Genomic DNA, 14,536 nt, shown 5'->3' on the forward strand with positions numbered 1-14,536 from the left:
CGAGCAAGGTGAAAAAAGCTACAGTCGAATAAGGCTGACAACGCCGGCCCTCACAGGCCATGGCACGTTGCAACAAATGTGGGGGCCGGCCTTGCCGGCGATGCGCCGCGTGGGCGGCGCTCGATCTCAAGAGCGCTACAAGCCTTACGGCTTACACTTGATAGGCTTTACCCCACTTCCGAACCCTGCACGCAGCGTGGTCGCCACCGGCCATGTGCCCCACGGCATCAGCAACGAACCCACCCTGGGCTAAGGGCCAAACCTCGGCGCCGGATGACCCTGCGGCTGATCTTGGCGCTGCTAAGCTGAAGCTTGCTCTGCCGTAGTGGCAGTCGAGGAGGTCGAATGATCCGTTCCATGCTCTATGCCACTGACCTCGGTGTGTACGCTCCTTTTGTCCTGCAACACGCGCTGGCGCTGGCGCGGACTTTCAATGCAGAGCTCTACGTCATTCATGCAGTCGAGCCTATGGGCCAGTTCGCCGAATCGCTGCTGCAAAGCTACCTGGACGAGCAGACCCTCGATGAGCTGCACAGCGAAGGCGTGACGACGGTCATGGCCAACATCGAACAGCGGGTTCTGGAAAACTTTCGTGACGAATTAGGTGAGGAGGCCGACCTGGCCCTGATCAAGGCCGTGCGCGTGCGCCAGGGCGACCCGGCCCAGGTGATTCTTGAACAGGCCCAGCGCTTGAGTGTCGACCTGCTGATCTTCGGCAGCCACAGCCAGGGCGCTGGCGTCGACATTCCGATTGGGCGCACCGCCGTTCGCCTGCTGCAGTTGTCGCCGGTGCCGGTGTATATGGTGCCGCTGGCTCAGCACCTTGGGCGTAGGAAGTCCTGACCTGCTGCGTAGGTGCGTTCCTAAAAGACTGCTAAAATAGTTCTAGATTTATTCTTCAAACCACTAATATAGTTATAAATCGTCGCTGCTGCCGGTGACGCCCAGCTGATTTGAGGGATACCTATGAAGCTTCAACAATTGCGCTACATCTGGGAAGTGGCGCACCACGACCTCAACGTCTCCGCGACGGCGCAGAGCCTGTACACCTCCCAGCCTGGCATCAGTAAACAGATCCGCCTGCTCGAAGACGAGCTGGGCGTCGAAGTGTTCGCCCGCAGCGGCAAGCACCTGACCCGCGTGACCCCGGCCGGTGAGCGGATTATCACCACCGCTGGCGAGATCCTGCGCAAGGTCGAAAGCATCAAGCAGATCGCCCAGGAATTCTCCAACGAGAAGAAGGGCACCCTGTCGATCGCCACTACCCACACCCAGGCGCGTTATGCACTGCCGCCGGTGATCAGCAGCTTCATCAAGCAGTACCCGGAAGTGGCCCTGCACATGCACCAGGGCTCGCCCATGCAGATCGCCGAAATGGCTGCTGACGGTACCGTCGATTTCGCCATTGCCACCGAAGCGCTGGAGCTGTTCGGCGACCTGGTGATGATGCCGTGCTACCGCTGGAACCGCTGCGTGGTGGTACCCCAGGGTCACCCGCTGACCAAGCTTCCCAAGCTCACCCTCGAAGCGCTGGCCGAGTATCCGATCGTCACCTATGTGTTTGGTTTCACCGGTCGCTCCAAGCTCGACGAAGCTTTCAGCCACCGTGGCCTGACCCCGAAAGTGGTGTTCACCGCCGCCGACGCCGACGTGATCAAGACCTATGTACGCTTGGGCCTGGGCGTGGGTATCGTGGCCAAGATGGCGGTCGACACCAAGCTCGACAATGACCTGGTGGTGCTCGATGCCAGCGAGCTGTTCGAGTCCAGTGTGACCAAGATCGGTTTCCGTCGTGGCACCTTCCTGCGCGGCTTCATGTGCGACTTCATCGAGAAGTTCGCCCCCCACTTGACCCGCGAAGTGATGGCCAAGGCGATCCAGTGCCACAACAAGCAAGAGCTCGAAGAGCTGTTCGAAGGTGTGGAACTGCCCGTGCATTGATCATCGCGCCAAGCGCGCACTGAAAAATGCCCGTCAGGCTGCCTGACGGGCATTTTTGTTTTCAGAGGGGTGCAAAGGTGTGATGGCTGTCCAAAAAAGAAAACAATCGGAAATTTCTCTTTTGGTTTCGGATGTGTCTGGTAGGTCGTGGCGACGCCGCTGTCGATAATGGCGGGCATGGCGATGTTAGATTGCCGCTATCTGATTGGCATTGGCTGGAGCCCTTATGCAAAAAGCGCTAATTGTCGATGATCACCCCTTCATTCGTTCAAGCGTCAGCCTGTTACTCCAGGGCGAACGCTTCGAAGTGGCGCAGACCGACAACGGAATCGATGCTGTGCGCCTGGCCCGGGACCTGCAGCCGGATTTACTGATTCTGGATATCAGCATGCCGGGGCTGGATGGCCTGGAAGTCATGCGCCGCATCAGGGCCATGGGGCTGCAGGTGAAAATCCTGATTCTGACCTCGCAATTGGCGGAGTACTTTTCCATCCGCTGCATGCGTGCCGGTGCCATCGGTTTCGTCTCCAAGACCGATGACCTGAGTGAACTGGGCAAGGCCGTGCAGGCGGTGATGTCCGGGTACAGTTACTTTCCGGAAGTGGCCTTGAGCTCGGTAAGGAAAGTCGATTTCTGTCTGTCTGAAGCCGAGTGTATCGCCAGGCTGACCGACCGTGAGGTGCTGATTTTGCAGCAGCTTGCGCGCGGCTTGAGCAACAAGGCGATTGGCGAGGCGATGTTGCTGAGCAACAAGACCGTCAGTACCTATAAAACCCGGCTGATCGAAAAGCTGCGGGTCTCCTCGTTGGTGGATCTGGCGGATGTCGCCAAACGCAATCAGCTCATCTAGGGTGTCGGGCGGGGTAGTTGGCAGGCTGTTGCAATGGGGGGTGATGCTGGTGCTGCTTGGCCAGGCACTGCCTGGTGTCGCCGAGCATGCTTACCGGCCAGCGGTGACCGCCCTTGAGGCGCAGCGCCAGTTGCCATTGAGCAACGAGCAGGTACGCTGGCTGTGGCGCCAGCGGGTGCTGCGAGTCGGCACCTTGACGCCCGAGGGTGCGCCCTGTGACGGCAAGCTCAAGGACAGTCGCGACCAGGGCATGAGTGGCGACTACGTCGAGCTGATCGGCCAGTTGCTCAATTTGCAGGTGCGTTTGCAGCGTTACGACACCTACGCCCAATTGCTGCAGGCGCTCAAGTCGCAGGAAATCGACCTGATCGGTGCGCTCAGCGCCCAGCAAGCCGAGGCAGCGGGCCTGTTGCTGTCTGTGCCCTATGCCCAGGAGTTGCCGGTGCTGGTGACACGGGTAGGGGCGGTGCGCAGCGTCAACCCGGGGCAGGCCGGTACGCGCCTGGTGTACCTGGACGGGCAGGCGGGTGCCGATGATCTGCAGTCGGCGTTTCCTGAGGCCGAAATCACCACGGTGGACTCCACCCGTACTGCCTTGGGCGCAGTGGCGCTGGGGTTAGCCGACGGTTTTCTGGGCAGCGCCCAGGGCCATGCCCTGGGCTTTGCCATGGCACATGATCAGACGCTCATGCAGCAGGTGGTCAACATCGCCCTGGCCGCGATCAGTGCCGAGCAGCGCCAGCAGATCAAGCAGCGCTGGGATGACTTGGGGATCAAGCTGCACCTGGCCGAGCCTTCGCAACTGGCCAGTGCTCTCAAACTGGCCGACAGCTACTGGCATCACCATCGGCGCCTGATCAGCCAAGGCATTGCCCTGGTGGCCAGTCTGCTGGCCCTGGCCCTGGTGTGGATTCATTACCTGCGTCAATCGGTGCGCCGCTGTGTGCGCGCCGAACAGGCCATGGCACAGCTGTACGAGGCGCTGCAGCAGGCCAAGAATGAGGCCGATGCGGCCAATCAGGCCAAGACCAGCTTCCTGGCGACCATGAGCCACGAAATTCGCACGCCGATGAATGCCGTGCTGGGGATGCTGGAGTTGGCGTTGAAAAAGGCCGACCAGGGGGTGATCGACCGATTGGCCATCGATGTGGCCTCCAGTTCGGCGCGAGGGTTGCTGGAGTTGCTCGGTGACATTCTCGACGTGACCCGCATCGAGTCTGGCCATCTGACGCTGACGCCGGAGCCTGCGTCGTTACGCAAGCAGATAGAGAGCGTGGCGCGGATGTTCGAGCATCAGGCTCAGCAAAAAGGCTTGCAACTGCGGGTGCTGGTCGATGGTCCGGCAGAGCATGAAGTGTTGCTTGATCCGCTGCGCTTCAAGCAGGTGCTGTCCAACCTGCTGAGCAATGCCATCAAGTTCACCCAGCGGGGGGAAATTCGTATCCGCCTGGCCGTGCGTCTGCAAGGTCATGCGCTGGCCGTCAGCCTGGCGGTGGAGGACACCGGCGAGGGTATCGCTCCGGCCGACCTGGCACGGGTGGGCACCCCCTGGTGCCGGGCCGCCAACAACCGTCAGTCGGCCCGCAGCGGTGCAGGGCTGGGCTTGAGTATCAGTCGTACGCTCTGCGAAATGATGGGCGGGCAGTTGCACATCGAGAGCACTCAGGGCCTGGGTACGCGAATCAGCGTCGAGCTGACCCTGCCGGTGGTGGCTGCAGCCAATGTCCGTGTGCCCAGGGCTGGCGCTGCGATGGCGGTGCCCAGGGGGCGGCGGTTGAGTGTTCTGGTTGTTGATGATTACCCGGCCAATCGCATTCTGTTGCTGCAGCAACTGAGCTATCTGGGCCACCATGCCCGGGCCTGCGAGCAGGGTGGTGACGCCTTGCGCATCTGGCTGGGGGGCGGTTTCGATGTGCTGATCAGTGACTGCAATATGCCGGTGCTTTCAGGTTACGAGCTGGTGCGTGCAATCCGTGAAGATGAACGTCGTCGGCACAAGTCCAAGGCGTTGATTATCGGGATGACCGCCAATGCCCAGGTCGATGAGCGGCGCCGCTGCCTGGCCTCGGGCATGGACCTGTGCCTGTTCAAGCCCACCAGCATCCAGGTGCTGGCCGACGCCCTGGGGCTTGCCGATGAGAGCGCGGCGGCCGTAGCCGGTCAGGCCCGGCAACGCCCCGAGGGAGTGGACCTGATGGCCCTGGAGCAACTGACCGGGGGCAACCAGGCCAGCATGAAAGCCTTGTTGGGCGATTTGCTGCTGAGCATCGAGCAGGACCTGGGAGGGCTCGATGGCCTGCGCCTCAGTGGCGAGCTGGGTGGTCTGGCTGATCTGGTGCACCGGATCAAGGGCGGTGCGCGGATGATCCGGGCGCGCGCCTTGCTGGACGCCTGCGCGCAACTGGAACAGGCTTGCAGCAACTGCGCGCCGAACCAGCAGCTGTGGCGGTTGGTCGATCAGCTATGCGATGCCATGGCGCACCTGCAGAGCAGCCTGTCGCGCTACTGCAGTGCCTAGGCGATCAGCCCTTGGTGATCAGCCCTTGGTGATCAGGTTGCCGGCGTGCAGCCCGCATTCCTTCTGGGTCGACTCTTCCCACCACCAGCGGCCTTCGCGTTCGTGCTGGTTCGGCAGCACCGGGCGGGTGCAGGGTTCGCAGCCGATGCTGATGAAGCCGCGCTCGTGCAGGCTGTTGTAGGGCAGCTCGAGCATGCGGATATAGCCCCAGACTTCTTCGCTGCTCATCTGCGCCAGCGGGTTGAACTTGTACAGGGTGTGCTCGGGGGTGGAGAAGGCGCTGTCGATCTCCAGTGCGGCCACCTGGCTGCGGGTGCCCGGGCTCTGGTCACGGCGCTGGCCGGTGGCCCAGGCGCTGACGGTGCTCAGTTTACGCCGCAGCGGTTCGATCTTGCGGATGCCACAGCACTCGCCATGGCCGTCCTTGTAGAAGCTGAACAGGCCTTTGTCTTTGACGAAGGGTTCGAGCTTGCTGTGGTCGGGGCTAAGGATCTCGATCGGCAGCTTGTACTGTTCGCGCACCTGCTCAATGAAGCGGTAGGTTTCCGGGTGCAGGCGGCCGGTGTCGAGGCTGAACACCTTGACGTGCTTGTTGAGCTTCCAGGCCATGTCCACCAGCACCACGTCCTCGGCGCCGCTGAAGGAGATCCACAGGTCATCGCCAAAGTGCTCGAAGGCCAGCTTGAGGATGTCTTGCGGTGACTTGTTGGCGTAGGTCGCGGCCAGGGCGGCGACGTCGAAGGGTTGGCTCATCAGGCGGCTTCCGGTCTTTGAATGGCGCTTGGCGCTCGTAATGCCCTGATCTTAACAAAAATTGCCGGGGTAGACGCCGCGCATGTAGAGTGCGGCTTCCCATTTTTGGCGTTGTTCGAGGAGTGTGCTGTGGAAATTGCCTGTCTCGACCTGGAAGGTGTATTGGTCCCGGAAATCTGGATCGCCTTCGCGGAAAAAACCGGAATCGAATCGCTGCGGGCCACCACCCGCGACATCCCCGATTACGACGTGTTGATGAAACAGCGCCTGCGCATTCTCGATGAGCATGGCCTGAAGCTTTCCGATATCCAGGCCGTGATCGCCACGCTCAAACCGCTGGACGGTGCCATCGAATTCGTCGACTGGTTGCGCGAGCGCTTCCAGGTGGTGATTCTTTCCGACACCTTCTACGAGTTTTCCCAGCCGCTGATGCGTCAGCTGGGCTTCCCGGCGCTGCTCTGTCACCGCCTGATCACCGATGAAACCGACCGGGTCACCGGCTACCAGTTGCGCCAGAAAGACCCCAAGCGTCAGTCGGTGCTGGCCTTCAAGAGCCTGTACTACCGGGTGATTGCCGCCGGCGACTCGTACAACGACACCAGCATGCTCGGTGAAGCGGATGCAGGGATCCTGTTCCATGCGCCGGACAACGTGATTCGCGAGTTTCCGCAGTTCCCGGCGGTGCATGATTTTGCTGCGCTCAAGCAGGAATTCATCAAGGCTTCGAATCGCTCGTTGAGCCTGTAAGGCCACCTGCTCCCACAAACCTGTGGGAGCGGGCTTGACCCGCGATGTTTTTAGAGACCCTGCAAGGTCTCGAGCAACACCTTGACCTTGGTGATCGACTCCTCGTATTCAGCCTGCCAGTCCGAATCGGCCACCACTGCGCCACCGCCCCAGCAACACACCTGACCGTCCTTGACCAGCAAGCTGCGAATGGCGATCGAGCTGTCCATTTCGCCGCGCACGTCCACATACAGCAACGACCCGCAATACAAGGCGCGACGGCTGGGTTCCAGTTCATCGATGATCTGCATGGCACGAATTTTCGGTGCGCCGGTGATCGAGCCGCCGGGGAAGCTGTCGGCGATCAGGTCCAGGGCATCCTTGCCAGCGGCCAAGCGGCCAGTGACGCTGCTGACCAAGTGATGCACGTTGGGGTAGCTTTCCAGGCTGAACAGCTCCGGCACCTGCACCGAGCCGATCTCGCAGGTACGCCCCAGGTCGTTGCGCAGCAGGTCGACGATCATCAGGTTCTCGGCGCGATCCTTGTCGCTGCCCAGCAGTTCGGCGGCGTTGCGCGCATCCTCGTCGGCATCGCGGCTGCGTGGCCGGGTACCTTTGATCGGACGGGTTTCCACCTGGCCGTCACTGACCCGGATGAAACGCTCCGGCGAGAAGCTCAGCAGCGCGCTGCCATCGGCCAGCAACTGGAAGCCCGAATAGGGTGTCGGGCAGGCCTGGCGCAGGGCCTGGTAGGCGTGCCAGGGGTCGCCCTGGCAAGGTGCGCGAAAGCGCTGGGTCAGGTTGATCTGGTAGCAGTCGCCGGCATGAATGTACTGCTGTACCCGATCAAAGGCCTGGCGATAGCCGGCTGCGCTGATATCACCGCGCATCGGCGCTTGCAGCGAAAACCTGTCAACCTCGGCAGTTGTCGGCCCCTCGAACAGATCGATCAGGCGCTGGCGCTCGGCCTCGCCCAGGCTTGGGTGGAACAGCAACTGGCTGCGCTGTTGCTGGTGATCGCTGATCAGCGCCCAGGCATACAGGCCAAGGCTGGCATCGGCCAGGCCCAGGTCGTCGACGGCAAGGTTGGGCAGGTGCTCAAGGCGTCGGCCGAAATCGTAGCTCAAATAGCCAATCAGGCCGCCGGCAAACGGCAATTCAACGCCATCGGGCAGCTGCGCCAAGCCTAGCTGCGCCAGGCATGTGCGCAGGCGCTGCAAATAGGCGCTGCCGCTTTCTTCCTCTGTGGGTGCCAGGGTCTGCAGCGGCCAGGCGCTGAGCAGGTCGAAACGGCCGCGTTCGGCGGTTGGCCGGGCGCTGTCGAGCAGCACGGCGCCAGGTGCCTTGCGGATGCGCGCAAAGTAGGTCGCAGGGTCAGCCTGGTAGGGCAGGGGGTGGAGCGTACAGGTCGGCATGCAAGTAACAGCTATGAATGCGGGGGAGGCGATTGTAGTCCCGTGTAGGAAATGCTCCTAGCGCTGACTACGACATTGAGTCTGCCGCCCGCGCCAGCCGGGCAGGCTGACGCGAACGGGCAGTGGACTCAGCTCGGCACGTGACCGAACAGCTCCTGGGCGAAGCGCACGCGCTCCTCGGCGGTTTCCTGGCGACCGTCCTTGGCCAGTTGCTCCAGGTGTGCCTCGACCGCGTGGGTGCGCAGGGTCAGGCCGCAGTCGTTGGCGATCTGGATGTTCAGGCCGGGGCGGGCGTTGAGCTCAAGGATCAACGGGCCCTTGTCCTGGTCCAGGACCATGTCGACACCGATGTAGCCCAGGCCGCACAACTCGTAGCAGCCGGCGGCCAGCTTCATGAAGCCGTCCCAGTTTGGCAGTTGCACGCCGTCCACCGCGTTGGTGGTGTCCGGGTGCTTGCTGATGATGTTGTTCAGCCAGGTGCCGCGCAGGGTCACGCCGGTGGCCAGGTCCACACCCACGCCGATAGCGCCCTGGTGCAGGTTGGCCTTGCCGCCGGATTGGCGGGTGGGCAAACGCAGCATGGCCATCACCGGATAGCCCATCAGCACGATGATGCGGATGTCCGGCACGCCTTCGTAGCTGATGCTCTTGAAAATCTGGTCCGGGGTGACCCGATACTCGATCAGCGCACGGTCACGGTGGCCGCCCAGGGAGTAGAGCCCAGTGAGGATGCTGGAGATCTGGTGCTCGATTTCCTCATGGCTGATGATCTTGCCCGAGACCGTGCGGTAACGGTCCTCGAAGCGATCGGCCACCACCAGGATGCCGTCACCGCCGGCACCCTGGGCAGGCTTGACGACGAAGTCGCTGCGCCCGCCGATGATCTCGCCGAGCTTGTCGATCTCTTTCTCGGTGGAGATGATCCCGTACATCTCCGGCACATGGATGCCGGCCTGGATCGCACGCTCCTTGGTGATGATCTTGTCGTCGACGATCGGGTACAAATGGCGCTTGTTGTACTTGAGGACGTAATCCGCATTGCGCCGGTTGATACCCATGATGCCCCGGGCCTCCAGGGCTTTCCAGGTTTTCCAGAGACCGAACATCAGGCGTCAGCCTTCACGAAAGCCTTGAAACGCACCAGCTCCGTCAGGCGGTAGCCGCGGTAGCGACCCATCGCCAGCATGAAGCCCACCAGAATCAGCAGTACCGCCGGGAAGGTGAAGACGAAGTACACCAGCTCCGGCACGCTCATCAGCAGGTGTGCGACGGAGGCGGCGAACAGGGTGCCGATTGCCACTTTCATGGCATGGCCACCGCCGCGTTCTTCCCAGGTGATCGACAGGCGTTCGATGGTCATGGTCAGGATCACCATCGGGAACAGCGCTACCGACAGGCCGCGTTCCAGGCCCAGCTTGTGGCTGAACAGGCTGATGGCGGCGATCAGTACCACGACGAAGGTCAGTACCACCGACAGACGCGGCAGCATCTGCAACTTCAGGTGCTCAAGGTAGGAGCGTAGTGACAGGCCGAGCGCGGTGATCACCGTGAACAGGATGATGCCGAAGCCCAGCTGGGTTTCGCGGAAGGCCAGGGCGATCAGTACCGGGGTGAAGGTTCCCAGGGTCTGCAGGCCGATCAGGTTGCGCAGCACCAGGATCACCAGCACGCCGATCGGGATCATCACCATGATCATGAAGGTCTGTTGGGTCTGCAGCGGCAGGCCGTACAGCGAGTACTCGAGGAAGTCGGCGTCGGTGTTCTCGTCGGTCAGCTTGGCCAGGCGAATGGCGTTCATTTCGCTGTTGTTGAGGCTGAAGCTGACATTGGCTTTCTTGCCGCCATCGACGGTGATCAGGTTGTCATCACCGGTCCACCACAGCAAGCGGTCGGTCGGCAGGCCCTGCTCGCCGGTGTCCGGGTTGAAGTACAGCCAGTCGGTGCCATTGAAGCTGCGCAGCCACAGTTCCGGGGTTTGTGGCTGGTCGGCGACCAGGCGGATGGTGTGGACCTTTTCCACCGGCACGTGGGCGATGGACAGCAGCAGGTCGATGATCTTGGCCTTGTTCAGCGATGAAGTATCGCCGGCCAGCAGCAGCTTGACGTTGTCATCGTTAAGGTTGTTGACCCGCTTGATGGTCTCGCTGACAAAGGTCTCGACGTCGGCCGAGTGCTGGCGAATGGGCGCCATCAGGGCTTCGGCGGCGACCTTTTCCGGGCCTTCGACCGCCAGGCTGTCGCGGAAGGTCGGGCCTTTGATCTTGGCCTTTTCGGTGCTGTAGCGCTTGGTCAGTACCAGGCGGTAGTAAAGCGTCTGGTTGCCGCTGGCGCGACGGGCCGACCAGGTCACCTTGCGGTTGCCGTCGACACGGTTGACGCTGACGCCGTAGTTGTTGGAGATGAAACTCTCGTTGAGGCTGACGTAGTCGCGGCTCAGCGGCGGCACGAACATCTGGACCTTGACCGGATCCTTCGGGCTGGCGACGAACTCGACCTTGGCGTCGATGTTCCACAGGTCATCGGTTTCATCCTCGGTCACCGGAATGCCGAGAAAGAAGATCTGATAGGCCGTGACCATGACGCCCAATAGCACCAGGACGGTAATCAGGACTTTCAGGTGGAGGGTAAGAGAGCGCATCGGGATTACTCTGCGGTGTGAGCGTCAGTGGCGCAGGCGGGTTTGCCGGCAGCGTATTTAAGGCTTGGGTCGACCAGCGCATCGAAGTGCTTGAGTGCCTCGGAGCCGATCAGCAGCGGGTACTGGAACGCGCTGCGGTCGGTCAGGTTCACTTCGATGCTGCGCAGGGCCGTACCCATGCAGATGTTCATGGCAATCACCGGACGGGCGGTATAGGCCTTGCCTTCGTCCGGGTCGTAATCACCGGCGCGTCGCTTGATCTTGCTGACGCGGGCCAGTGGTCGTTCTATCGGATGCGAGTGAGCAGCGTCAATTGCCAGGTAGAAGCGCACCCAGGACTCACCATTGCGCTTGAAGCGCTTGATGTCACGGGCACTGAGCGAGGCGGTCTTGGCCCCGGTGTCGAGTTTGGCCGCCACTTCCAGGTCGATATCGGCCAGGCGGGCGTATTCGTTAAGGCCATACACGGTCTTTTCCGCAGCCTGGCCCAGGGCCGGCAACAGACAAAGGCTGAACAACAGTGGGAGGGGCGTAAGTCTCATAAATCCTGGCGCGGTGCTGTGCGATGTTCGGGTCAAGGCCACTGGCAATTCTGCGCAAGCTTCCTCGTTTACCTGCCACCTGCATATACAGATGACAGACACACTATTCGTGCCCCGTCGGGAGGCGCGGCATTCTATCACGCTGGTGTGCTGGCGCCAGCGGCTGCACTCAGACAACACCGCAGACCTTGAAGTTCGTTCTTAGACGATTGTCGACAATGTTGAATTTGTCTTTGACTATGCGCTGCTGTTTGGCTAGTTTTGCCCTCATTGATTTATGAGGTGTCGACAATATGTTGGATGTAGCCCAAGCCTCCAGCGCAGTGGCAGACGACAGCGAAACCCTCTCGGAAAACGTCTTCCGGCGCATCCAGGCGGCCATCGTCAAAGGCGAGATCGCCCCTGGCAGCAAGATCTCGGAGCCTGAGCTGGCGCGCACCTACGGTATCAGCCGCGGGCCGCTGCGCGAGGCGATCCACCGCCTGGAAGGCCAGCGCCTGCTGGTGCGCGTGCCCCATGTCGGGGCGCGGGTAGTGTCGCTCAGCCACGCCGAACTGATCGAGCTGTACGAGATTCGCGAGTCCCTCGAAGGCATGGCCTGCCGTCTGGCCGCCGAGCGTATGAGCGTAGCCGAGATCGACGAGCTGCGCCGGGTACTCGACACCCACGAGCGCGATGCCACCTTCCAGGCCGGGCTTGGCTATTACCAGCAGGAAGGCGATTTCGACTTCCACTACCGGATCATCCAGGGCAGTGGCAACCGCACCTTGGTGCAGATGCTCTGCGGCGAGCTGTATCAACTGGTGCGCATGTACCGCATCCAGTTCTCCGCCACGCCCAACCGGCCACGCCAGGCGTTCGCCGAACACCACCGGATTCTCGATGCCATCGCCGACCGTGACGGTGAACTGGCCGAGCTCTTGATGCGCCGTCACATCGGCGCCTCCAAACGCAACATCGAGCGTCACTACCTGGACGCTTCCAGCCCACGAGGTGAGTCATGAGTCAGAAAAGCAGTCCCGGCCAGCGCTTTCGCGATGCAGTCGCCGCCGAGCACCCGTTGCAGGTGGTCGGCGCCATCAACGCCAACCACGCGCTGCTGGCCCAGCGTGCCGGCTTCAAGGCTATCTACCTGTCGGGTGGCGGCGTAGCTGCAGGCTCCCTGGGCCTGCCTGACCTGGGCATCAGCGGCCTGGACGACGTACTGACCGACGTACGGCGCATCACCGACGTCTGCGATCTGCCGCTGCTGGTGGACGTGGATACCGGTTTTGGCTCTTCGGCATTCAACGTCGCCCGTACCGTCAGGTCGATGATCAAGTTCGGCGCCGCCGCCATCCACATCGAAGACCAAGTCGGCGCCAAGCGTTGCGGCCACCGTCCGAACAAGGAAATCGTCTCCCAGCAGGAGATGGTCGACCGCATCAAGGCCGCCGTCGACGCCCGTACCGACGACAGCTTCGTGATCATGGCGCGTACCGACGCCCTGGCCGTCGAAGGCCTGGAAGCGGCCCTGGACCGCGCCGCCGCCTGCATCGAAGCCGGTGCCGACATGGTCTTCCCGGAAGCCATCACCGAGCTTTCGATGTACAAGACCTTCGCCGACCGGGTCAAGGCGCCGATCCTGGCCAACATCACCGAATTTGGCGCCACGCCGCTGTACACCACTGAAGAACTGGCCTCGGTCGATGTCTCGCTGGTGCTGTACCCGCTGTCGGCCTTCCGCGCCATGAACAAGGCTGCGGAAAACGTCTACACCGCGCTGCGTCGCGACGGCACGCAGAAAAACGTCATCGACACCATGCAGACTCGCATGGAGCTGTACGACGCCATCAACTACCACGTCTTCGAGCAAAAGCTCGACGCACTGTTCGCCCAGAAAAAGGGCTGAATGTTCGAATAATGTAGGAGCGGGCTTGCCCCGCGATCAGCCTGAGATTCCATAACAAATTCAAGAAAGGAGAAAGACAATGGCCGAAGCAAAAGTACTCAGTGGTGCCGGCCTGCGTGGTCAAGTGGCCGGGCAAACTGCACTGTCGACCGTGGGCCAGGCCGGTGCCGGGCTGACCTACCGTGGCTACGATGTGCGCGACCTGGCGGCCGGTGCCGAGTTCGAGGAAGTGGCCTACCTGCTGCTGTACGGTGAACTACCCAGCGCGGCCGAACTCGCCGACTACAAGCGCAAACTCAAGGGCCTGCGCGACCTGCCCCAGGCCCTCAAGGAAGTGCTTGAGCGCATCCCGCGCGATGCCCACCCGATGGACGTGATGCGTACCGGTTGCTCGGTGCTGGGCACCCTGGAGCCGGAGCTGACCTTCGACCTGCAGCACGACAAGACCGACCGCCTGCTGGCGCTGTTCCCGGCAGTGATGTGCTACTGGTACCGCTTCACCCACCATGGCGTGCGCATCGACTGCACCAGCGATGAAGACACCATCGGCGGCCATTTCCTGCACCTGTTGCATGGCAAGAAGCCGAGCGCGCTGCACGTCAAGGTGATGAACGTCTCGCTGATCCTCTACGCCGAGCACGAATTCAACGCCTCGACTTTCACTGCCCGGGTCTGCGCCTCGACCTTGTCCGACCTGTACTCCTGCGTCACCGCTGCCATCGGCTCGTTGCGCGGCCCGCTGCACGGTGGCGCCAACGAAGCGGCGATGGAGCTGATCGAGCGCTTCCAGAGCCCGCAGGAAGCCACTGCCGAACTGCTGCAGATGCTGGCGCGCAAGGACAAGATCATGGGCTTTGGCCATGCCATCTACAAAGAGTCCGACCCGCGCAACGAGGTGATCAAGGGTTGGGCGAAGCAGTTGGCCGACGAGGTGGGTGACAGCGTGCTGTACCCGGTCTCCGAAGCCATCGACAAGACCATGTGGGAGCAGAAGAAACTGTTCCCCAACGCCGACTTCTACCATGCCTCGGCGTACCACTTCATGGGCATCCCGACCAAGCTGTTCACCCCGATCTTCGTCTGCTCGCGCCTGACCGGCTGGGCGGCGCATGTGTTCGAGCAGCGGGCCAACAACCGCATCATCCGCCCGAGCGCCGAGTACACCGGCGTCGAACAGCGCAAGTTCGTGCCAATCGAACAACGCTGAGACGGTAGCGCAGCCCGGGCTGTTGTGGGAGCCGGCCTTGCCGGCGATTGGATCG

At 62.0% G+C, this 14,536-nt stretch carries 14 protein-coding genes; 9 read left to right on the plus strand and 5 right to left on the minus strand.

Annotation, left to right across the window (positions count from 1 at the left end; all coding sequences use genetic code 11):
* From M5G17_RS18405 to M5G17_RS18425, 5 genes are all read left to right on the plus strand, one after another.
* On the plus strand, positions 1–253 hold a 253-nt coding region (locus M5G17_RS18405; protein WP_273894350.1), incomplete at its 5' end, for a hypothetical protein.
* Between the two features lie 92 nt (positions 254–345).
* Positions 346–843, plus strand: coding sequence for a universal stress protein (locus tag M5G17_RS18410; RefSeq protein WP_273894351.1), 498 nt, complete (start codon positions 346–348; stop codon positions 841–843).
* Positions 844–966: 123 nt separating this feature from the next.
* Entirely contained in the window at positions 967–1,941 is a 975-nt protein-coding gene (gene cysB / locus M5G17_RS18415; protein ID WP_045189882.1) for an HTH-type transcriptional regulator CysB, read from the plus strand.
* A gap of 226 nt (positions 1,942–2,167) precedes the next feature.
* Positions 2,168–2,791: a response regulator transcription factor gene (locus M5G17_RS18420; protein ID WP_273894352.1), complete on the plus strand. Its 624-nt coding sequence runs from the start codon at positions 2,168–2,170 to the stop codon at positions 2,789–2,791.
* Positions 2,763–5,309 (plus strand): ATP-binding protein, encoded by a 2,547-nt coding sequence (locus tag M5G17_RS18425; RefSeq protein ID WP_273894353.1) that lies wholly within the window; start codon positions 2,763–2,765, stop codon positions 5,307–5,309. Before M5G17_RS18420 ends, M5G17_RS18425 begins: the two co-directional genes overlap by 29 nt.
* Positions 5,310–5,327: 18 nt before the next feature.
* Here the strand turns inward: M5G17_RS18425 and M5G17_RS18430 are convergent, their stop codons facing one another.
* Entirely contained in the window at positions 5,328–6,062 is a 735-nt protein-coding gene (locus tag M5G17_RS18430) for a phosphoadenylyl-sulfate reductase (protein ID WP_273894354.1), read from the minus strand.
* Positions 6,063–6,191: 129 nt separating this feature from the next.
* Between M5G17_RS18430 and thrH the strand changes: the two genes are divergently transcribed.
* Positions 6,192–6,809, plus strand: a complete 618-nt coding sequence (gene thrH, locus M5G17_RS18435) for a bifunctional phosphoserine phosphatase/homoserine phosphotransferase ThrH (RefSeq protein WP_273894355.1) — start codon at positions 6,192–6,194, stop codon at positions 6,807–6,809.
* Positions 6,810–6,859: 50 nt separating this feature from the next.
* On the opposite strand, the gene pabB is transcribed toward thrH, so the two are convergent.
* The 4 genes from pabB to rloA all read right to left on the minus strand — a co-directional run bounded on the left by pabB (position 6,860) and on the right by rloA (position 11,383).
* On the minus strand, positions 6,860–8,203 hold the full coding sequence (pabB, locus tag M5G17_RS18440; RefSeq protein ID WP_273894356.1) for an aminodeoxychorismate synthase component I: 1,344 nt from the start codon (positions 8,201–8,203) through the stop codon (positions 6,860–6,862).
* Between the two features lie 128 nt (positions 8,204–8,331).
* Complete coding sequence (locus M5G17_RS18445) at positions 8,332–9,309, minus strand: alpha-L-glutamate ligase-like protein (protein ID WP_273894357.1); 978 nt, start codon at positions 9,307–9,309, stop codon at positions 8,332–8,334.
* On the minus strand, positions 9,309–10,841 hold the full coding sequence (gene rloB, locus M5G17_RS18450; protein ID WP_273894358.1) for an osmotic stress tolerance membrane protein RloB: 1,533 nt from the start codon (positions 10,839–10,841) through the stop codon (positions 9,309–9,311). The genes M5G17_RS18445 and rloB overlap by 1 nt, the downstream gene beginning before the upstream one ends.
* A 5-nt stretch (positions 10,842–10,846) precedes the next feature.
* Entirely contained in the window at positions 10,847–11,383 is a 537-nt protein-coding gene (rloA, locus tag M5G17_RS18455) for a retropepsin-like aspartic peptidase RloA (RefSeq protein ID WP_026001282.1), read from the minus strand.
* Between the two features lie 293 nt (positions 11,384–11,676).
* Between rloA and M5G17_RS18460 the strand changes: the two genes are divergently transcribed.
* From M5G17_RS18460 to prpC, 3 genes are all read left to right on the plus strand, one after another.
* Complete coding sequence (locus M5G17_RS18460) at positions 11,677–12,387, plus strand: GntR family transcriptional regulator (protein ID WP_273894359.1); 711 nt, start codon at positions 11,677–11,679, stop codon at positions 12,385–12,387.
* Positions 12,384–13,274 carry a methylisocitrate lyase gene (gene prpB / locus M5G17_RS18465; RefSeq protein ID WP_273894360.1) on the plus strand — a complete coding sequence of 297 codons (891 nt, stop codon included), beginning with the start codon at positions 12,384–12,386 and terminating at the stop codon, positions 13,272–13,274. The genes M5G17_RS18460 and prpB overlap by 4 nt, the downstream gene beginning before the upstream one ends.
* Positions 13,275–13,353: 79 nt before the next feature.
* A complete protein-coding gene (gene prpC, locus M5G17_RS18470) occupies positions 13,354–14,481 on the plus strand; it encodes a bifunctional 2-methylcitrate synthase/citrate synthase (RefSeq protein ID WP_273894361.1) in 1,128 nt (375 codons plus the stop codon).
* Positions 14,482–14,536 lie beyond the last annotated feature (55 nt).

It is taken from the genome of Pseudomonas rubra, assembly GCF_028656935.1.
GTDB classification, from domain to species: Bacteria; Pseudomonadota; Gammaproteobacteria; order Pseudomonadales; family Pseudomonadaceae; genus Aquipseudomonas; species Aquipseudomonas rubra.

Bases quoted from the DNA above. Each gene is read 5' to 3' on its own strand.
- M5G17_RS18430 (WP_273894354.1), bottom strand. From the start codon at position 6,062: ATGAGCCAACCCTTCGACGTCGCCGCCCTGGCCGCGACCTACGCCAAC.
- prpC (WP_273894361.1), top strand. From the start codon at position 13,354: ATGGCCGAAGCAAAAGTACTCAGTGGTGCCGGCCTGCGTGGTCAAGTG.
- cysB (WP_045189882.1), top strand. From the start codon at position 967: ATGAAGCTTCAACAATTGCGCTACATCTGGGAAGTGGCGCACCACGAC.
- M5G17_RS18460 (WP_273894359.1), top strand. From the start codon at position 11,677: ATGTTGGATGTAGCCCAAGCCTCCAGCGCAGTGGCAGACGACAGCGAA.
- prpB (WP_273894360.1), top strand. From the start codon at position 12,384: ATGAGTCAGAAAAGCAGTCCCGGCCAGCGCTTTCGCGATGCAGTCGCC.
- rloA (WP_026001282.1), bottom strand. From the start codon at position 11,383: ATGAGACTTACGCCCCTCCCACTGTTGTTCAGCCTTTGTCTGTTGCCG.
- M5G17_RS18425 (WP_273894353.1), top strand. From the start codon at position 2,763: ATGTCGCCAAACGCAATCAGCTCATCTAGGGTGTCGGGCGGGGTAGTT.
- M5G17_RS18410 (WP_273894351.1), top strand. From the start codon at position 346: ATGATCCGTTCCATGCTCTATGCCACTGACCTCGGTGTGTACGCTCCT.
- M5G17_RS18445 (WP_273894357.1), bottom strand. From the start codon at position 9,309: ATGTTCGGTCTCTGGAAAACCTGGAAAGCCCTGGAGGCCCGGGGCATC.
- pabB (WP_273894356.1), bottom strand. From the start codon at position 8,203: ATGCCGACCTGTACGCTCCACCCCCTGCCCTACCAGGCTGACCCTGCG.
- M5G17_RS18420 (WP_273894352.1), top strand. From the start codon at position 2,168: ATGCAAAAAGCGCTAATTGTCGATGATCACCCCTTCATTCGTTCAAGC.
- rloB (WP_273894358.1), bottom strand. From the start codon at position 10,841: ATGCGCTCTCTTACCCTCCACCTGAAAGTCCTGATTACCGTCCTGGTG.